This is a genomic window from Aphanothece hegewaldii CCALA 016, from assembly GCF_003007785.1.
Lineage (GTDB): Bacteria > Cyanobacteriota > Cyanobacteriia > Cyanobacteriales > Microcystaceae > Chroococcus > Chroococcus hegewaldii.
The window spans coordinates 160,739-177,282 of record NZ_PXOH01000001.1; the positions used below are offsets into that span (position 1 = coordinate 160,739).

Genomic DNA, 16,544 nt, shown 5'->3' on the forward strand with positions numbered 1-16,544 from the left:
TTTAGCAACAGACTTAAAAGATTAAAACTTGTTCCCGTTTTTCGCTTATTTTAATCGATCAATCTCGCCATAATCTTCGGAACGTTCTTGCTTTTGTTGCATAATCATTGATGATGTAGCACCTACAACAAAACCCAGAGAAGCACCACCAACAAGAATAGCTTGTTTTCTTAATTCTCTTTGTGAAATATGGGCTAATGCGACACCTATCATCGCTCCGATGAAGGCTGCGACTATTCCCGAAAAAATAACAACTCTAAAATTCATGATATTTTTACCTAACCGTTTATTTTTATTATGACAATTATGACAAAAATAGACTTATATTCTTACAATTTGTAGCATTGTTCTCAAATAAATACAAATGAGTAAATGAGTAACAAAACGGTTAAAGTGAAAAGGATATGATTCATCCAGTCATCAAATGTCCAATTTTTAAACATAACTTATTTACTCATTTTGCAAGGGTACATTAAGGGGTGTAATTTCTTTTTCTTTGGGTTGTGTGGGCGGAGATGGAGGGATTCCCGTCTTACCTCCTTGAGGCGGTTTACCTCCTTTGCCACCTTTCAAGATATTGTGTTCAAAGGTTTTGATTACGATATATAAAATCGGTACTAATAACATACTCAAAGCGGTTGCTAAAGCCAATCCTCCAAACACGGCGGTTCCGAGTGACCATCGGCTGACTGAACCAACACTAGACGCTGATAACAAAGGTGCAAAACCCACTAAACCAGAAATCGCCGTCATTAAAATTGGTCGAAAGCGTTCACTTGCTGCATAAACTGCCGCTTGTGTAATACTCATCCCTAATGCTAAAGATTGATTAGCGAATTCTACGATTAGAATTGCGTTTTTAGCGGCTAGACCAATGAGCATAACCAACGCCACCTGAGCATACATATTATTATCGAGAATTGGCCAAATTCCGCTTGTTTGGACAAAAGTCGCTCGTAACCAAATCATCCCTAACGCGCCTAATATCGATAGGGGAACCGTTAGCATAACAATCAAAGGATCGATATAACTTTCATATTGAGCCGCTAAGACGAGGAACGCGATGACAAACGCTAAACCGAATACAATAGGTGCTGCACCTGCTGAAGCTTTCTCCTCAAAAGCTGTGTTTGTCCACTCAAAGCCAAACCCTGGTTGTAATGTCTCTTGTGCCACTTGTTCCATCACTTGAATTGCTTGACCTGAACTAAAACCGGGGGCAGGAGCCGCGTTAATTTTAATCGCTGGATAGGTGTTGTAATTGGTTAGAATTGGCGGATAGGTGGTCGGTGTCGCTGTCACGATATTGCTTAGTTGAACCAGTCCACCATTTAGGGAACGCACATACACCCGCTCAAGATCTTGAGGATTGGCACGTTCATCAACATCAGCTTGTACCATTACTCGATAAAGTCGCCCATCTAAAACAAATTGATTGACAAAATTAGAACCAAAGTATGTTTGTACTGTTCTGAGAACTTCATTAAAAGCCACATTTTGCGCTTTGACCTTTTCTCGATCGATATTAATCTCTAACATTGGGCTATCAAAAGTGAAGGTTGTGAAAGCGCGAGCAATTTCGGGTCTTTGATTTGCCGCCACCATAACACGCCGTGCGTTGTCAATCAGAGCCTCCATTCCTCTTGATTGCCTGTCTTGTAGGTACATTTCTAAACCACCGAAACTACTTAAACCATCGACAGCAGGCGCATTCACCGCAAAAACTCTAGCCTCACTAATTTCTCTTGCAAAACGTTGATTTAGCTGTTGGATAATGCCAAATGCGGAATTTTCGGCACCAGGGCGATCGTGCCATTCAGAGAGTTTGACGAAAACTATGGCTTTGTTGCTACTGGCACCATCAAAGGAAAAACCCGTTAAGGCGACGACTGATTCGATATTCTTCTCACTGTTTGGCAATGATTGAGCGATTTTAATGACCTTTTCACCCACTTGGGCCGTATAGCCTAAAGATACGCCAGGCGGTGCTTCTACAATGACGGGGAGATAGCCTTGATCTTCTTCAGGAATAAAGCCTTGCGGTAGTCCCACATAAATTAAGTATGTTCCGACCAAACCGCCGATAAACAAGATCATGATTAGATATCTGATTTTAACGAAAAATTCAATTAATCCTGTATATCGTTCTCTTAACCAGTCAAAACTATGGTTAAATTTTCTAAAAAAAACAGATAAAGGCCCATGTGTCTCACCTGCTCGACGTAATAAGATAGCCGACATTGCTGGCGAGAATGTCAGCGCATTGAGGGTAGAAACCAACATCGAAAAGATGATCACCATCGCAAACTGGGTGTAGACGATGCCGGTTGTACCCGGAAAGAAAGTCACAGGCAGGAACACCGCTAATAAAACTAAAGTGGTTGAAATAACTGCCCCAAATAGTTCTTCCATTGCGTCAATGGCTGCTTGTAGAGGCCGCATTCCTTGAGCTAACTTATTGGAAACTGCTTCAACGATTACGATCCCGTCATCTACTACTAAACCTGCTGCTAGAACTAGAGCAAATAAACTTAACTGATTGAGGGAGAATCCAAAAGCTTTTAAGCCAATTAATGCACCTACTAGAGAGATTGGAATAGCTAGGGCGGGAATGAGGGTAGTACGCCAATCTTGAAGGAAAATAAAGATAACTAAAACCACCAGTCCGATCGCTTGGGCGAGGGTAATGGCTAAATCTTCGAGTGAAGCGGTAATAAATAAAGTATTATCAACAGTTACCTCAACTTCTAAACCAGGTGGAAAACTTTCTTTTAACTCGGCCATTTTGGTTTTGATGGCATTGGCGGTATCTAGTGCATTTGTTCCGGGTAATTGATAGATAACTAATGTTACACCTGGTTTCCCATCAACCGAGGCTTGGGTGAGGTAAGTATTACTTCCTAATTCGGTTCGTCCAACATCCCTAATTCTAGTTAAAGCTCCGTTTTTGCCGACTTGAATGACGATGTTATTCGCCTCTTCTTCGGTTCTGAAGCGTCCGACCATTCTTAAGGGTATTTCAAACTGCTGATTATTGGGTGCGGGACTAGAACCGATGATCCCTGCTCCTACTTCAAAATTCTGTTCTTGAACAGCATTAACGACATCTGTTGCTGTGAGGCCTCTTGCTGCTAAACGCGATGGTTCGAGCCAGATTCGCATCGCATAGGTATCTCCACCGATGATCGATAAACTTCCTACTCCATAAATCTTTCTAATCTCGTTCCAGATGAAGCGATCAATATAGTTATTAATAAAAATTGGATCGTAGAAATATTGACCATTTTCCCCTTTATCTGAGAAAAACGAATACACCAAAGTAAAACTAGGTGATTGCTTTACAGTCGTTACCCCTGTTTGTTGTACGACAGAAGGAAGGTTAGAATTAGCCTGACTAACCCGGTTTTGAACTGATACTTGAGCAATATCAATATCTTTTTCAACGGGGAAAGAGACGTTGATCGTTGCTTCTCCGTAATTACTGGTATTAGATCCCATCCATCTTGCATCTTCTACCCCATTGACTTCCCGTTCAATAACCGTTGTTACGTTATCTAGGGTTGTCTTAGCATCAGCCCCAATATAGTTAGCTGATACGGTGACTTGTTGCGGGGCTATTTGTGGCAATTTGTCAAGAGGTAAAAGAGCAAGGCAAATCATTCCGAGCAGGATCGTCACAATACTGATAACTGTTGTCAGAACTGGTCGTTTAATAAAAGCGGTTGAAAGGGAAAATATCATAATATTTTATTAATAGCAAATAAAGATAATCATCGATAGACAGTGTTGTTTAAATAATTGATGTCATATAGCAAGCATCATAACTCGCTTAAATCAAGAACATATTTAGGGTTTAAGGGCTTGTTTTTGTACCGCAGACTCATCAACGATCGCACTCCCATTGCGTAAATCTAAAAGTCGTGTTAGTACGATTTTTTCCCCAGGATTTACACCGCTTAAAACTTGATAAGCTTGCCCTTGAATAGTTCCGACAGATATGGGTTTTTGTCTAGCAACTAAAGTTTCTTTGCCATCATCAGTTTTATTATTTTCTGCGACGAAAACAAATTTCTGTCCTCCCAAACTGGTAATCGCAGTCGTTGGGACTAAAACACCTGGTTTTTCATCCCAAATTACTCGCACTTTGACATATTGATCATCTCGTAAACTGCCATCGTTGTTAAAAGTAACCTTAGTTAAAATTGCTTGTGTGTTTTGATCGACTGTCGGCGAAATAAACGTAATCCGCCCTCTTACGCCTTGGTTAGATTTTTGGTTAACTGCTTCTACAGGTAAACCAACACGAAGCTGATCTCTGTATTCTGTCGGAATATAAATATTGAGGTTAAAGGCTCCGTTATTCGTCATGGTGGTCAACACTTGACCCGTATTTAAAAAATCTCCTACTTTGTTCTGGTTAAAACTGCCCACAATACCAGCAATGGGAGCTTTTAGGGTTGTAAATGCTAAATCTTGGCCAACTGAGGCAAGTTGTGCTTGAGCTTGACTCACACCTGCTCTTTGACTATTTATATTGGCTACGGCACCACTAACCTGTTGATTGGCTGCTGCTACGTTTTTGACGGCGTTGTTATAAGCTTCTTGTGCGGCGTTGAGTTGCGCTTTGGCTTGATCTCTTGAAGCGATCGCTGCATCTCTTTGTTTACGTCTTGAATCAACATTAGCTCTGGCTACTGCTAAACCACGAGAACGATCGTCGAGATCTTGTGTAGCTTGTGCGCCTTCTCGGACTAGAAAAACGGCACGCTCATAATTTTTCTGAGCGAGAGCCACATTAGCGAGAGATTCTTGTAGATCAGCTTCTCTACTACTAATTTCGGCTTCTCTATTTAATAAATTGGCTTTAGCTCCAGCGATATTGGCTTGACTTTGCGCGATCGTTGTTTGGGTAGCATCTCTTTCGGCTTGCCGTTGTCTAAGTTGAGCTTCTGCATTGCCTAGATTCGCTTTAGCAATGTTAACTTGTCCGACTGCTGCATTAACATTGTCTCTTTGTTGATCGGGTTCTAATTCGGCAATGGGTTGGCCTTGCCTAACTTGGGTTCCTTCTTGGACATAAATTTTAGAAATGCGTCCACTGGTTTTAAAGGCTAAATTAACTCTTTGTACGGCTTCTAATGTACCGACATATTCACTGCTAACGATTAAATTATCATCTTTTAGCGTTTGCAGTTTAACGGGTACGGCTTGCGGCCCTGTGGCTCTTTTTTCGGGTTCGCTACAGGCAGTCACTAGCAATGATGTGGCGATGGTTAAACTGACTAGAGGATAGGAAATTGAGCGCAGCATAGGAGTTGTGGATAATAGCATCATGATTAATTGTTATAGCAGATTTTTATGGCTTAAGTTAGATGACAAAATCTGTAACTTTCATTAAATATATTCTTGGCTTATGACTCCCTAATCTTATACTATTCAGTGTGTGTAGTTTTGATAATATTAATTTTTGTTGAGGAGTTGAGTTAATGTTTGGTCATCGACTATTGTCTGGTTGTTTAACATTTTGTTTACTCAATGTTAGTTTTCCGAGTTTGCCGATAGTTGCTTCGCCACTAAAATCTTCTGAGTCTCAAATGGTAGCCCAGGCTACTAATAAAATTACTGAATCAGCCATTCTAAAAATTTTAGAAGAGTTGAAAACAGCCCGCGAAAAAAAAGATATTGATGGAATGTTAAAATACATTGCACCTTTTGCTTATACTGAAGTAACCGTACAAACCGATAACGGACGCATCACCATTAATGTTCAAGGCACTGATGAACATCGTGATCTATTAACCAAATCGGCTCAACTCAGAAATGCAAGTACCACGCTCGATGAAACAGCAAAAGTTGATGTTGCTGCTGATGGAAATTATGCCATTGCTACTCTTAATAGCACTGAACAAATCACAACTGCTCAAGGTGCAACGGTTCTGACTTCTGGCAATGATATCCTTAGATTTGGTATGGTTAATAATCAACCGATGATCGTTTCTGCTACTCTAAACGGTTGGTTATCAATTCTCCCTGCTGATGCAAAATAAATTTTGAACGAATCCTTGACGGCAATTTAATTGATTTAATGTACAAAATTTGAGGTGTTTCATGAACAAAATTACTGCAATTAGTTTAAGCACTTTAACTGCTCTAGGTGCTGGTTCAGCCTTCTTCACGGCTCCTGCAAGTGCCAATTTTGGTAATTTTATGCTCGGTGCTGGTGTGGGTGCTGGTTCAGCAATTCTCATCAATAATTCCCAAAACCAAAGAAGACAAAGATATGGTTTTGTTCCTCCAGAACAAGAATTTACCAGAGGTCGGCAAGATGGTTTTAATGGTGCTAAATACGATAACCCTCGTAATTCCAATGAATACACTCGCGGTTTTCAAGAAGGTCTACGGATGAGAAGAGGTTAAAAAACAGTAAACAGTAATCAGTAATCAGTAATCAATCAAAAAATCTTTCATACTGGTAACTGATGATTGATAATTGTAGAGGGTTTGGTCTTCAAACCCTTTCTAATTTTTCTAACTGACTAAACTAACGCTTGCTTCAGGTAAAGCACCTTGCATTTTACCTAACCAGTCAATCAGATTTTCTAACTGCACTTGAGGTTTAACGACACCTAAACCGCGTACAATGACTTTTTTAGGCGTATAAACAAAACGCGATCGCAGATGGGGCGGTAAGTTTTCGTGTAATAATTTCCATGCTGGTTCTTCCATCGGTGTTTCTAAGATCACGTGTTGTTTACCATCAGTTTTTATCTTAGAAAAACCTAATGATTTGGCGAGATGTTTCAGTTCAATCACTTTAAATATCTGTTGAACAGGTGATGGTAAAGTTCCGTAACGATCGCTCAAATCTGCGGCAATTTGTGCTAGTTCTTTTTTAGTATTTGCTGCTGTAATTGCCCGATAGACATCGACTTTTTGTTCAACATCGGGAATATAATCAGTCGGAATAAATGCCGTTAGTTTAAGATCAATTTGCGTATCATCGACTTTCGGAATTTCTTGACCTTGAATTTCTCGAATCGCTTCTTGTAACATATCCATATACAATTCAAAGCCGATCGCTTCCATTTGTCCTGATTGTTCGGCTCCTAATAAGTTCCCGACCCCGCGTATTTCCATATCTCTCGTTGCGAGTTGATATCCTGAACCGAGTTGGGTAAATTCTTGTAAAGCACGTAATCTAGCCCGCGCATTTTCGCTGAGTTCGCCTTTATTGGGATACAATAACCAAGCATGAGCTTGTATACCCGATCGTCCGACTCGTCCCCGCAGTTGATAGAGTTGGGATAAACCGAATTTTTGGGAATCTTCAACAATAATCGTATTAACTCTGGGTATATCTAAACCTGATTCAATAATCGTTGTACAGACTAAAATATCAGCTTCTCCATTGGAAAACGCTAACATAGTGGTTTCGAGATCTGATTCGTCCATCTGACCATGTGCGATCGCAATTCTAGCACTCGGTACCATCTGTTGTAATACTCCCGCAATTTCTTCGATTCCTTCTACTCTGGGAACGACATAAAAAATCTGTCCCCCTCTATCTAATTCATTGCGAAGTGCAGTTCTTACCACATCAGAATTATAGCTCGAAAGATGAGTTTTAATCGGACGACGTGACGGTGGAGGAGTGGTAATTAAACTCATTTCCCGTATTCCTGAAATCGACATATACAGGGTTCGCGGAATGGGAGTTGCTGTTAAAGTTAATACATCCACCTCGGTTTTTAAGGTTTTTATTTTTTCTTTTTGTCCAACTCCGAAACGTTGTTCTTCATCAATTACCAGTAACCCTAAATCTTTATATTTAACTTCTTTACTTAAAAGTTGATGGGTTCCCACCACAATATCTAATTCACCCGTCGCCAATCTTTTTAGTATATCTTTTCTCTCGGAAGCACTTCGGAAACGATTTAATAAACCAATATTAATCGGATAGGGTGCAAAACGTTCTTTTAGGGTGTGATAATGTTGCTGAGTTAAAATTGTTGTTGGGGCTAAAAAAGCAACTTGTTTATTTCCACTTGTTACGGCTTTAAAAATAGCACGAATCGCCACTTCTGTTTTACCAAAACCGACATCACCACAGACTAAACGATCCATTGGGCGTTCATTTTCTAAGTCTCGTTTAACATCTTGAATTGCTTTAAGTTGATCTGGTGTTGCTTGATAGGCGAAAGAGTCTTCTAGTTCCATTTGCCAAGGGGTATCCATCGGATAAGCAAAACCCGTTTGTTGTGTTCTTTTTGCATATAAATTCATCAGATCAACGGCTAATTTCTTCACAGATTTCCGGACTTTATTTTTCACCGCTTCCCAAGATTTACCCGTCATTTTATGAAGTTGTGGCGGTTGGTCACTGGTATGACGATAACGAGATAAATTATCCAAAGAATCCGCAGGTACTCTTAATAGTCCATCGGCATATTCTATTACTAAATATTCCCGCGAACCTATCCCTAATTGTGTATCTAAACTCTCCAATTTTAAAAAGCGTCCGATACCATGATGCTTGTGAACGACAAAATCACCTGGACGTAATTTATTGACATCAACTTGAGTCGATGCAGCCCTACGACGCTTACGGATATAACCTGCTGATGCTAATACGTGTTGTCCAAAAAACTCTCTATCAGTAACAACAACTATCCGAAAAGTGGGTAAAATAAATCCTTCTAATTCGGCTAATCCTGAATATTTTACGGCAACGGCTGTATTTTGAGTATTTAGTTTATCAATAGCGAGATAATCTTCTGGATTTGGGATAAACTGAGCCGGACAATCGTGTTCTTGTAATAATGAAACGGTGCGAGAGGGTTGTGCAGAAATTAACCAAGTAGCATAACGATTGAGATTAATTCCATTATAAACTTCTCGTTTTCCTCTTAATATTTCGGCGAGTTTAGCGAATTGATGAGGTGTAATGGGAATTGGGCGACTCGATAAGTTTACACCTGTTGAATTAGCTTCTGTTAATTCGGCTAAATAAAGAATTAAAAATTGTTTGGCTAGTTCTAAAGATGTCTCAAAAGAGCGATGAATTTGCGGTACAGGATTTGGTGTATCTTGCCATTGTTCAGCGACAAATTCTAACCAACGATCGCTATGTGCTTGACATTGTTCTACTTCATCAAATATACATAAAGTTTCTTGAGGTAAATAATCGAGTAATGAGGCGGGTTCTGGAAAAGCTAATCCTAAAAAGCGGTGCATTCCATTCGGATAGTTACCTCTTTCAAGTAAATCTAATTCTTCGGCAGATAAATAATTTTCTAATGACTCATTATTTGAGTTGATGGCATTGACAATAATCGGATAAAAACTGGTTGGAGTTATGTTTATATGATTAATCACATCGAGCGATCGCTGAGTGGCTGGATCAAATTCTCTGATCTTTTCTAACTCGTCGCCAAACCATTCTAAACGGACGGGTAATTCGGCAGAAACGGGAAAAATATCCACAATATCCCCTCTTCTACTCCATTGTCCTTCTGTTTCCACTAAATTGACTCGCTCATAACCCAATTTAGCAAAAGCTTGATCTAAATCTTTAGCCTCCTGCGTCATTTTTACTTTGAATTCAAGACAGTAGGAAGCAAAAATATTAGGAGGTGGTAAATGAGGTTGTAAGGCTTTTTCGGTGGTAATAATAGCAACATTCCCTTTATCAAGTCCGACACCTGCCAAGACCTGCATCTGTCCCCAAATCATCTCCGATTCGGGGTTATATGCAAGGTAGGGCGACGCTTCCGAGGTTGGATAAAAATTTACACTCTTCCAGCCCATCGCCTCTAATTGAACCGCCCATCGTCCAGCTTCTTCTAAGGTGGCACAAACAACGAATAGATTTTGAAAGAGCGATCGCGCAATACTAGAACCGACAATACCTTTAGGAAGTCTCGGAAGTCCTGTAAGAGTCAGCGATTGATTTTGTTTTAATTTCTGTATCAGTTCAGCCGTGAGGGGTGATTTTTCGAGGTTGCGGATGACGGAAGAGAAAGACATAGGTGAGTTAATTAGTCACACTGAGCAGTGAACAATCGTTCTATATCTTTTATTATGCTACAAATCGCTATGGAACGCTTTCTCTACAAGGATGGCTCCAATTAAGAAAAAAGTTTTTACATTTAGCCTAGAGCCAAATTAGGCTGTTAGATTTGAGATTGATTTGGGAATACTTATAAAATATAGCCTGCTTGATCTCTTTGTACTGGGTTTTTGGTATGTCTTTAAATAATGATTTTTCTCAAGCTACGTTTCCACCGTTTTTAAATCAACTGCTTCAGTCTGGCTATCTGACCTTACCACAAGTACAGCAGGCTTTGATCGAGAAACGTCAATCGGAGCGATCGCTTACAGAAATTATCGAAACGATTACAGGACATCTGCTCCCTTCAGACATTTTTAAACAATATCGTCGAGAACAGCTTTTCATTCTAAAAATTTTACATGGTGTTGATGTCATTGATCCTGACACTCTACCCAATATTTGGTCAGACATTGAACCTCTTTTAAAATCTTTTATCCCTCTTGAATTTTGTCATCGTCATCAAGTTTTACCAATAGCTAGACGAGATGGGGAATTCATGGTTATTACTCTTGCGATGGTTAATCCTGATCGTCATGAAATATTAGAAGATTTGCGACAAATTTTAAAAATTAATGATGTCAAATTTGAACGCAAGGTGATTCGACAACAAGATTATAATCGCTTATTAAAACAGTACCTCCCTCATCTTTCACCTCTTCGACAGTTTAAGGAACAAGAGTTAGAAACAGTGGTTGAGATGACTGAGGATTTTGCGGTAATTCCATCTGTTTTAGAGGAGCAAATACAAGTAGTAGAAAAAACAAGACCGATTCTTGAGCAAGGGAAACAAAACTTAAATCAAGTGATAGAGGAAACTCTCTCACCCGTTAAAGAAATTCCCTCACTCACGAATGAGCAAAAAATAACCGATCGCTTACGAAACTTTGAGAAATTATTATCACTAACTTGTCAAGAATTTGAGTTACTTAAACAAGAGTTTTCTACTTTTTTGACACCCGCTTCTGAAGCTATAACCGAAGAATTACAAGATGTTCAGTCTTGGAAAACTTTAGTTAAAGACTTCGTTTCTGGTGCTGAAACCATCATTTCTGAACCTTACGAAGAGTTAACCGATCCTGGAGATTGGGAAAAATTACGAGATCAGCTTCATCCCGCTCAAGAAACAATTATTTTTGATATTTGTGAGGATGAACCTGTTAATCATCCAGTCAAATCTAGTTTAATATCTTCGGTTCCTGATCCTTGGTCTTAATTAGAAACAAATTTCTGATTAATTTTTTTGATGACCCAACTTAGGATCGCTCCTAAAACTAAAATACTAATAGCTGGATTAAAAAGGGGTAACCAAAGTTTATACCAAAGTTCCCACCCCAAAGGTATACCCAGCGCTTGACCCAAAACCGCAATCATTAACCAAAGGAAACCAATGATTACTAAAAAGACATTAAAAATCAGGATACGGTCTAGCCATTTAATCAAAGTCTCTTTCATCGATTATTTTTACCTAATATAAATCCAATGAATCACTAATTTTTGTTAATTTGAACGCCTTTCCAAAAGGCTACATAACCCTTAATATTATTGGCTTTTTCTTTAGTGTCCGGATAGTACCATGCTGCATCTTTATTTGTTTGTCCATCAACAACAATTGTATAATAGCTTGCTACACCTTTCCAAGCACAAGTCGTATGAGTGTTACTATCTTGCAAATATTCTCGATTGACTGACTCTGGAGGAAAATAATAATTACCTTCGACAATCTCACACCGATCGCTATTTGCCAAGATTGCACCATTCCAAATTGCTTTAGCCATATTCTATTCTGGGTATTCGTCTAATCTTGATATGATTATTAAGCTAGGTTTTCTCCAAATGTCTGACAGCTTCTTTGAAAACCTAACTTGTTCCTGAAAAATTACAAAATATTGCAAATTTAGACAATTGCTCTTATTCTACTAGATAAATCTATTAATTAACTTTAAATCATAAAAATTAATAATCATCCATGTTCTCAATTTACATTTTGACCTATAACGAAGAAACAGATATCGCAGATTGTATTAAATCAGCTTTACGCTCGGATGATGTCATCGTCGTTGATTCCTATAGTACCGATCAAACCCTTGAAATAGCGTCATTATACCCTGTCCGAATGATACAGCATCGTTTTGAAAGTCATGGAAAACAGCGTACATGGATGTTAGAAACAATTCCGACAAAGTACGAATGGGTATACCTTTTGGAAGCAGATGAGCGGATGACAGATGAGTTATTTGCTGAATGTGTAAAAGCCACACAACAAGAGCAAATCATCGGTTATTATGTAGCCGAGCGAGTTATGTTTATGGGGAAATGGATTCGTTACAGTACCCAGTATCCTCGTTATCAAATGCGTCTGTTTAAAAAAGGTAAAGTTTGGTTTACAGATTATGGACACACCGAACGAGAAGTATATGACGGCAAAACCAGTTTTTTAAAAGAAACCTATCCTCATTATACCTGTGGAAAAGGATTAAGCCGATGGATCGATAAACATAACCGCTATTCGAGTGATGAAGCACAAGAAACACTCAAACAGCTAACAAATGGACAAGTCGAGTGGACTAAATTAGTTTTAGGTAATTCAGAAGTTGAAAGACGACGCGCTTTAAAAGACTTATCTTTACGTCTTCCCTTTCGTCCTCTGTTACGTTGGTTATATATGTATTTTCTTTTAGGTGGGATTTTAGATGGGCGTGCTGGTTTTGCTTGGTGTACTTTGCAAGCATTTTATGAATATCTAATTTTGCTTAAAGTTGAAGAAATTCAGAAAAAACTATTACCCGAAAGTCCATTTATCGAAACCAAGGAACTCCAAAACGGACATCGAAACCATCATGCAAATGCTATCTCAGCTATTCCCATTTCCAGTTCTACTGAATGCGAAAAGTAATAATGAGTGCCAAATATTGTTAAACCTTTTAATTAGAATGTGCTAAAAGAAACTCGCGTAACTCGCTCAAAACGGGCAAAGGAATTTCATGTCCCATGTCAAATTCGTGATATTCTACCTTTACGTCCCAAGCGGTTAAGATTTCTCTAGCTTGTTGGGCTGCTTCTATGGGAACAACCGTATCTTTTCTACCATGTGCGATAAATACGGGTGGAATGGGAGTCGCTGTTACTTCGGGGGCAGAATGTAGATAGCCACTCAAGGAACATAAACCCGCTAACGGTAAGGTTAAACCGACATCTAAAACCATTGCCCCACCTTGAGAAAAACCAGACAAAAACGTTTTAGCCAAAGGAATGCCGGTTTGTTCTTCTAGAGATAATAACCAAGCTCTAAGCAATTCTTGACTTTCGCTCAAACCATTATAGTCATTTGTTTCTAGAGCATACCACGCTCGACCGCCCGCAACTTGAGGATGTGGAAACGGCGCATTAGGAAAAAGAAATTGATAGTCTGGTAAATCAAGAAAGGATGCTATGGGGATTAAATCTCTAGCATCAGCACCCCAACCATGAAGAAAAATCATTAAATGAGTTGGAGGTTGTCCATTGTCTGGAGGAATAGAAATTACTTTTAAAGACTGAGAGTTATTCATGTTATTAAAAAAATATATTTTTTCTGATTTTAGCTTATTTTGGCTGAAAAACTGATTTTAAAATTGCTTTAATTTTCATGATATATGTTATAATATAAAATTAGTCTAAATTGGCATAAGACCTAATCTCACTTAATAAAACTATAATTAATTGTAGGGTTTTGGTCTTTCAACCCTTGCCTTATTTAGATGAAACCAAATCCCTACAGATAATTTTCTGCTAAAAATATTACAACTATTTTTCTATGTTAGGTCGCTTCTTTAATCCAGTTTTTCAGGGTTTCTACAACTTCTGAAATTGTAATTTCTTGGGATTTTTGAGTAGATCTTTCCACGACTTCGACTTTACCTTCTTTAAGCGATCGCCCAGTGACGATTCGATAAGGTATTCCGATCAAATCCCCATCTTTAAATTTAACTCCCGGTCGTTCATTTCGATCATCTAAAAGGGTTTCAATTCCTGCTTGATTGAGTTCTTGGTACAATTGTTCGGCAACGGTGACTTGTTCAGAATCTTTGAGATTGGGAATAACGACGATGACTTGATAGGGTGCGATCGCTACTGGCCAAATGATACCATCTTTATCATAGGATTGCTCGACGGCCGATTGTGCTAAACGAGATACCCCAATTCCATAACATCCCATGACTAAAGGCACTTCTTCCCCTTGTTCGTTGGTATAAGTAGCCCCCATCGCCTTAGAATATTTTATGCCTAATTGGAAAATGTGACCGACTTCAATTCCTCTGGCACTTTTCAGGGTTTGACTAGGATCATGAATAGCGCGATCGCCAATTTTCGCTTTCCGAAAATCCACTTTTAGATCGCTTAAGTGAAAATCTTTTCCCCAGTTTGCACCGACGACATGATAACCCGTTTCATTCGCTCCCGTCACAAAATCTTTTAAATCAATCACCGTTTGATCAACAAATCTGAGGAACTGCGGGGCATAATCTGAACTAGATTTAATATAGTCATCAGATAGATCGGGAGCAATATACCCTAATGGTAAAGGTTTTGTCGCCCATTTTTTTTGTGCCGACTCGTCAGGAACTTGTAAAGCTAAAATGGTTTTGGCTTGATAAACTGAAGCTAACCGCGTTAACTCATTTTGTAACTTCACTTCATTTACGTCTTGATCTCCCCGAATGTGGATTAATACTAAAACCGTGATTCCGTTATCATAAATCACTTCATAGAGAACATTTTTAACTACCACTGTCGGAGAACACTTTAAAAATTGACAGAGTTTTTCAATGGTATTTGTATTCGGTGTTTCGCGTTTTTCATAGGTTGTAAAGGGTGATTTTTCGACCTCAAGCGGTAAAGAAACGGCTTTTTCAACATTTGCGGCGTATTTTCCATCATCAGTATAAAGAACCTCATCTTCGCCCGCTTCTGCTAATACCATAAATTCTTGTGAAGCTGATCCCCCAATTGCTCCAGAATCTGCTTCTACTGCCCGAAAAGCCAAACCACAGCGACGAAAAATATTTTTATATGCTTGATCCATTGCCTGATAGGTTTTTTTTAGACAATCTTCATCTAAATTAAAAGAATAAGCATCTTTCATGATGAATTCTCGGCCGCGCATTAAGCCAAAACGTGGGCGAATTTCATCTCTAAATTTAGTTTGAATTTGATATAAATTGACGGGAAGTTGACGATAAGATCGTATTAAATCTCTCGCAATTGAGGTGATAACTTCTTCGTGTGTTGGCCCTAGTCCTAATTCTCTCTCTTGGCGATCAACTAGGGCAAACATGATCCCTTCTGCTTTTGTATAAGTATCCCACCGTCCCGACTCTTTCCATAATTCCGAGGGTTGGAGTTGGGGTAAAAGGGTTTCTTGAGCCCCTGCTGCGTTCATTTCCTCGCGGACAATTTGCGATACTTTTTGTAGAACACGCCACATCAAAGGAAGATAAGCATAAATACCGCTTCCAATGCGACGGATGTAACCCGCACGGACTAATAGTTTATGACTGGGGATTTCTGCTTCTGCGGGATCGTCTCGCAGAGTGACGAAAAGCATTTGAGAAAGTCGCATTGTTTTACTTTGATCTAGACAAACTTTATATTATCTCATCAAAACAAGAAATTAGGATTGAAATAATTTGAGAGAAGGCAAGTTATACATTTAATCTATGACAACTTGACTTTTAATATTAATTGTGTATTAACATATTTATCTATGAAAATTCCAAATGATTACCAATCTCCAAAAACACTAGAAGAAGCAAAGGCTATTCAACAAAATTTACGATCGCAAGTTATTATTACTGATCAACTCGAACCAGTGCAATTGGTGGCGGGAGTTGATGTTGGATTTGAGGATAATTACGCATTGACAAGAGCGGCAGTTGCTGTATTAAGATTTCCTGAACTAGAATTGGTCGAAACAGCGATCGCTATTTTACCCACTTGTTTTCCTTATATTCCGGGTTTTCTGTCTTTTCGGGAGATTCCAGCAATTATAGAAGCATTAAAAAAAATAACGATCGTTCCTCATCTAATTTTATGTGATGGTCAAGGAATCGCTCATCCTTTGCGTTTGGGGATTGCAAGTCATTTAGGAGTACTAATTGATTGTCCAACTATTGGTGTAGCAAAATCTCGTTTAATCGGTTCTCATGAAGAAGTCAATCTAGAAAAAGGGAGTCAACAACCCTTAATAGATCAAGGAGAAACAATTGGAATCGTACTCAGAACTAAGTATAAAGTCAAACCGCTATACATTTCACCTGGGCATCGAATAAGTTTACCAACCGCGATTCAGTATGTGCTAAAAAGTACCACAAAGTACCGCTTACCTGAAACAACACGCATCGCCGATCGCCTGTCTAAAGGAAGAATTTAAAGAAAATATTCAAAATTTTCGCCA

Annotated in this window: 13 protein-coding genes; 5 read left to right on the forward strand and 8 right to left on the reverse strand. The window is 38.9% G+C overall.

Annotated features, from left to right (window positions below; all coding sequences use genetic code 11):
• Positions 1-45: 45 nt before the first annotated feature.
• From C7H19_RS00715 to C7H19_RS00725, 3 genes are all read right to left on the reverse strand, one after another.
• Positions 46-267, reverse strand: a complete 222-nt coding sequence (locus tag C7H19_RS00715) for a hypothetical protein (protein ID WP_106454965.1) — start codon at positions 265-267, stop codon at positions 46-48.
• A gap of 183 nt (positions 268-450) precedes the next feature.
• Positions 451-3,741: an efflux RND transporter permease subunit gene (locus C7H19_RS00720; RefSeq protein ID WP_106454966.1), complete on the reverse strand. Its 3,291-nt coding sequence runs from the start codon at positions 3,739-3,741 to the stop codon at positions 451-453.
• A 105-nt stretch (positions 3,742-3,846) separates the two neighbouring features.
• Positions 3,847-5,334, reverse strand: a complete 1,488-nt coding sequence (locus tag C7H19_RS00725; RefSeq protein ID WP_245927201.1) for an efflux RND transporter periplasmic adaptor subunit — start codon at positions 5,332-5,334, stop codon at positions 3,847-3,849.
• Positions 5,335-5,486: 152 nt separating this feature from the next.
• Between C7H19_RS00725 and C7H19_RS00730 the strand changes: the two genes are divergently transcribed.
• Together C7H19_RS00730 and C7H19_RS00735 are read left to right on the forward strand one after the other, a co-directional pair.
• Positions 5,487-6,047, forward strand: a complete 561-nt coding sequence (locus tag C7H19_RS00730) for a Cif family virulence factor (protein ID WP_106454968.1) — start codon at positions 5,487-5,489, stop codon at positions 6,045-6,047.
• Positions 6,048-6,108: 61 nt separating this feature from the next.
• The gene (locus tag C7H19_RS00735; RefSeq protein ID WP_106454969.1) at positions 6,109-6,417 is read left to right on the forward strand and encodes a hypothetical protein; all 309 of its coding nucleotides are present in this window, start codon (positions 6,109-6,111) and stop codon (positions 6,415-6,417) included.
• A gap of 111 nt (positions 6,418-6,528) precedes the next feature.
• Here C7H19_RS00735 and mfd read toward each other — a convergent pair whose 3' ends face one another.
• Entirely contained in the window at positions 6,529-10,026 is a 3,498-nt protein-coding gene (gene mfd / locus C7H19_RS00740; protein WP_106454970.1) for a transcription-repair coupling factor, read from the reverse strand.
• 218 nt (positions 10,027-10,244) lie between these two features.
• On the opposite strand from mfd, the gene C7H19_RS00745 reads away from it, so the two are divergent.
• The gene (locus C7H19_RS00745; protein WP_106454971.1) at positions 10,245-11,324 is read left to right on the forward strand and encodes a GspE/PulE/PilB domain-containing protein; all 1,080 of its coding nucleotides are present in this window, start codon (positions 10,245-10,247) and stop codon (positions 11,322-11,324) included.
• On the opposite strand, the gene C7H19_RS00750 is transcribed toward C7H19_RS00745, so the two are convergent.
• Both C7H19_RS00750 and C7H19_RS00755 read right to left on the reverse strand, forming a co-directional pair.
• Complete coding sequence (locus tag C7H19_RS00750) at positions 11,321-11,563, reverse strand: hypothetical protein (RefSeq protein ID WP_106454972.1); 243 nt, start codon at positions 11,561-11,563, stop codon at positions 11,321-11,323. The genes C7H19_RS00745 and C7H19_RS00750 overlap by 4 nt on opposite strands.
• Positions 11,564-11,598: 35 nt before the next feature.
• Positions 11,599-11,886: a DUF427 domain-containing protein gene (locus tag C7H19_RS00755; protein WP_106454973.1), complete on the reverse strand. Its 288-nt coding sequence runs from the start codon at positions 11,884-11,886 to the stop codon at positions 11,599-11,601.
• A 191-nt stretch (positions 11,887-12,077) separates the two neighbouring features.
• Between C7H19_RS00755 and C7H19_RS00760 the strand changes: the two genes are divergently transcribed.
• A complete protein-coding gene (locus C7H19_RS00760) occupies positions 12,078-13,004 on the forward strand; it encodes a glycosyltransferase family 2 protein (protein WP_106454974.1) in 927 nt (308 codons plus the stop codon).
• A 28-nt stretch (positions 13,005-13,032) separates the two neighbouring features.
• Here the strand turns inward: C7H19_RS00760 and C7H19_RS00765 are convergent, their stop codons facing one another.
• Together C7H19_RS00765 and proS are read right to left on the reverse strand one after the other, a co-directional pair.
• Positions 13,033-13,659, reverse strand: coding sequence for an alpha/beta hydrolase (locus C7H19_RS00765; protein ID WP_106454975.1), 627 nt, complete (start codon positions 13,657-13,659; stop codon positions 13,033-13,035).
• A 248-nt stretch (positions 13,660-13,907) separates the two neighbouring features.
• Positions 13,908-15,710: a proline--tRNA ligase gene (gene proS / locus C7H19_RS00770; protein WP_106454976.1), complete on the reverse strand. Its 1,803-nt coding sequence runs from the start codon at positions 15,708-15,710 to the stop codon at positions 13,908-13,910.
• Between the two features lie 144 nt (positions 15,711-15,854).
• On the opposite strand from proS, the gene nfi reads away from it, so the two are divergent.
• A complete protein-coding gene (gene nfi / locus C7H19_RS00775; RefSeq protein WP_106454977.1) occupies positions 15,855-16,520 on the forward strand; it encodes a deoxyribonuclease V in 666 nt (221 codons plus the stop codon).
• The last annotated feature ends 24 nt before the right edge of the window (positions 16,521-16,544 follow it).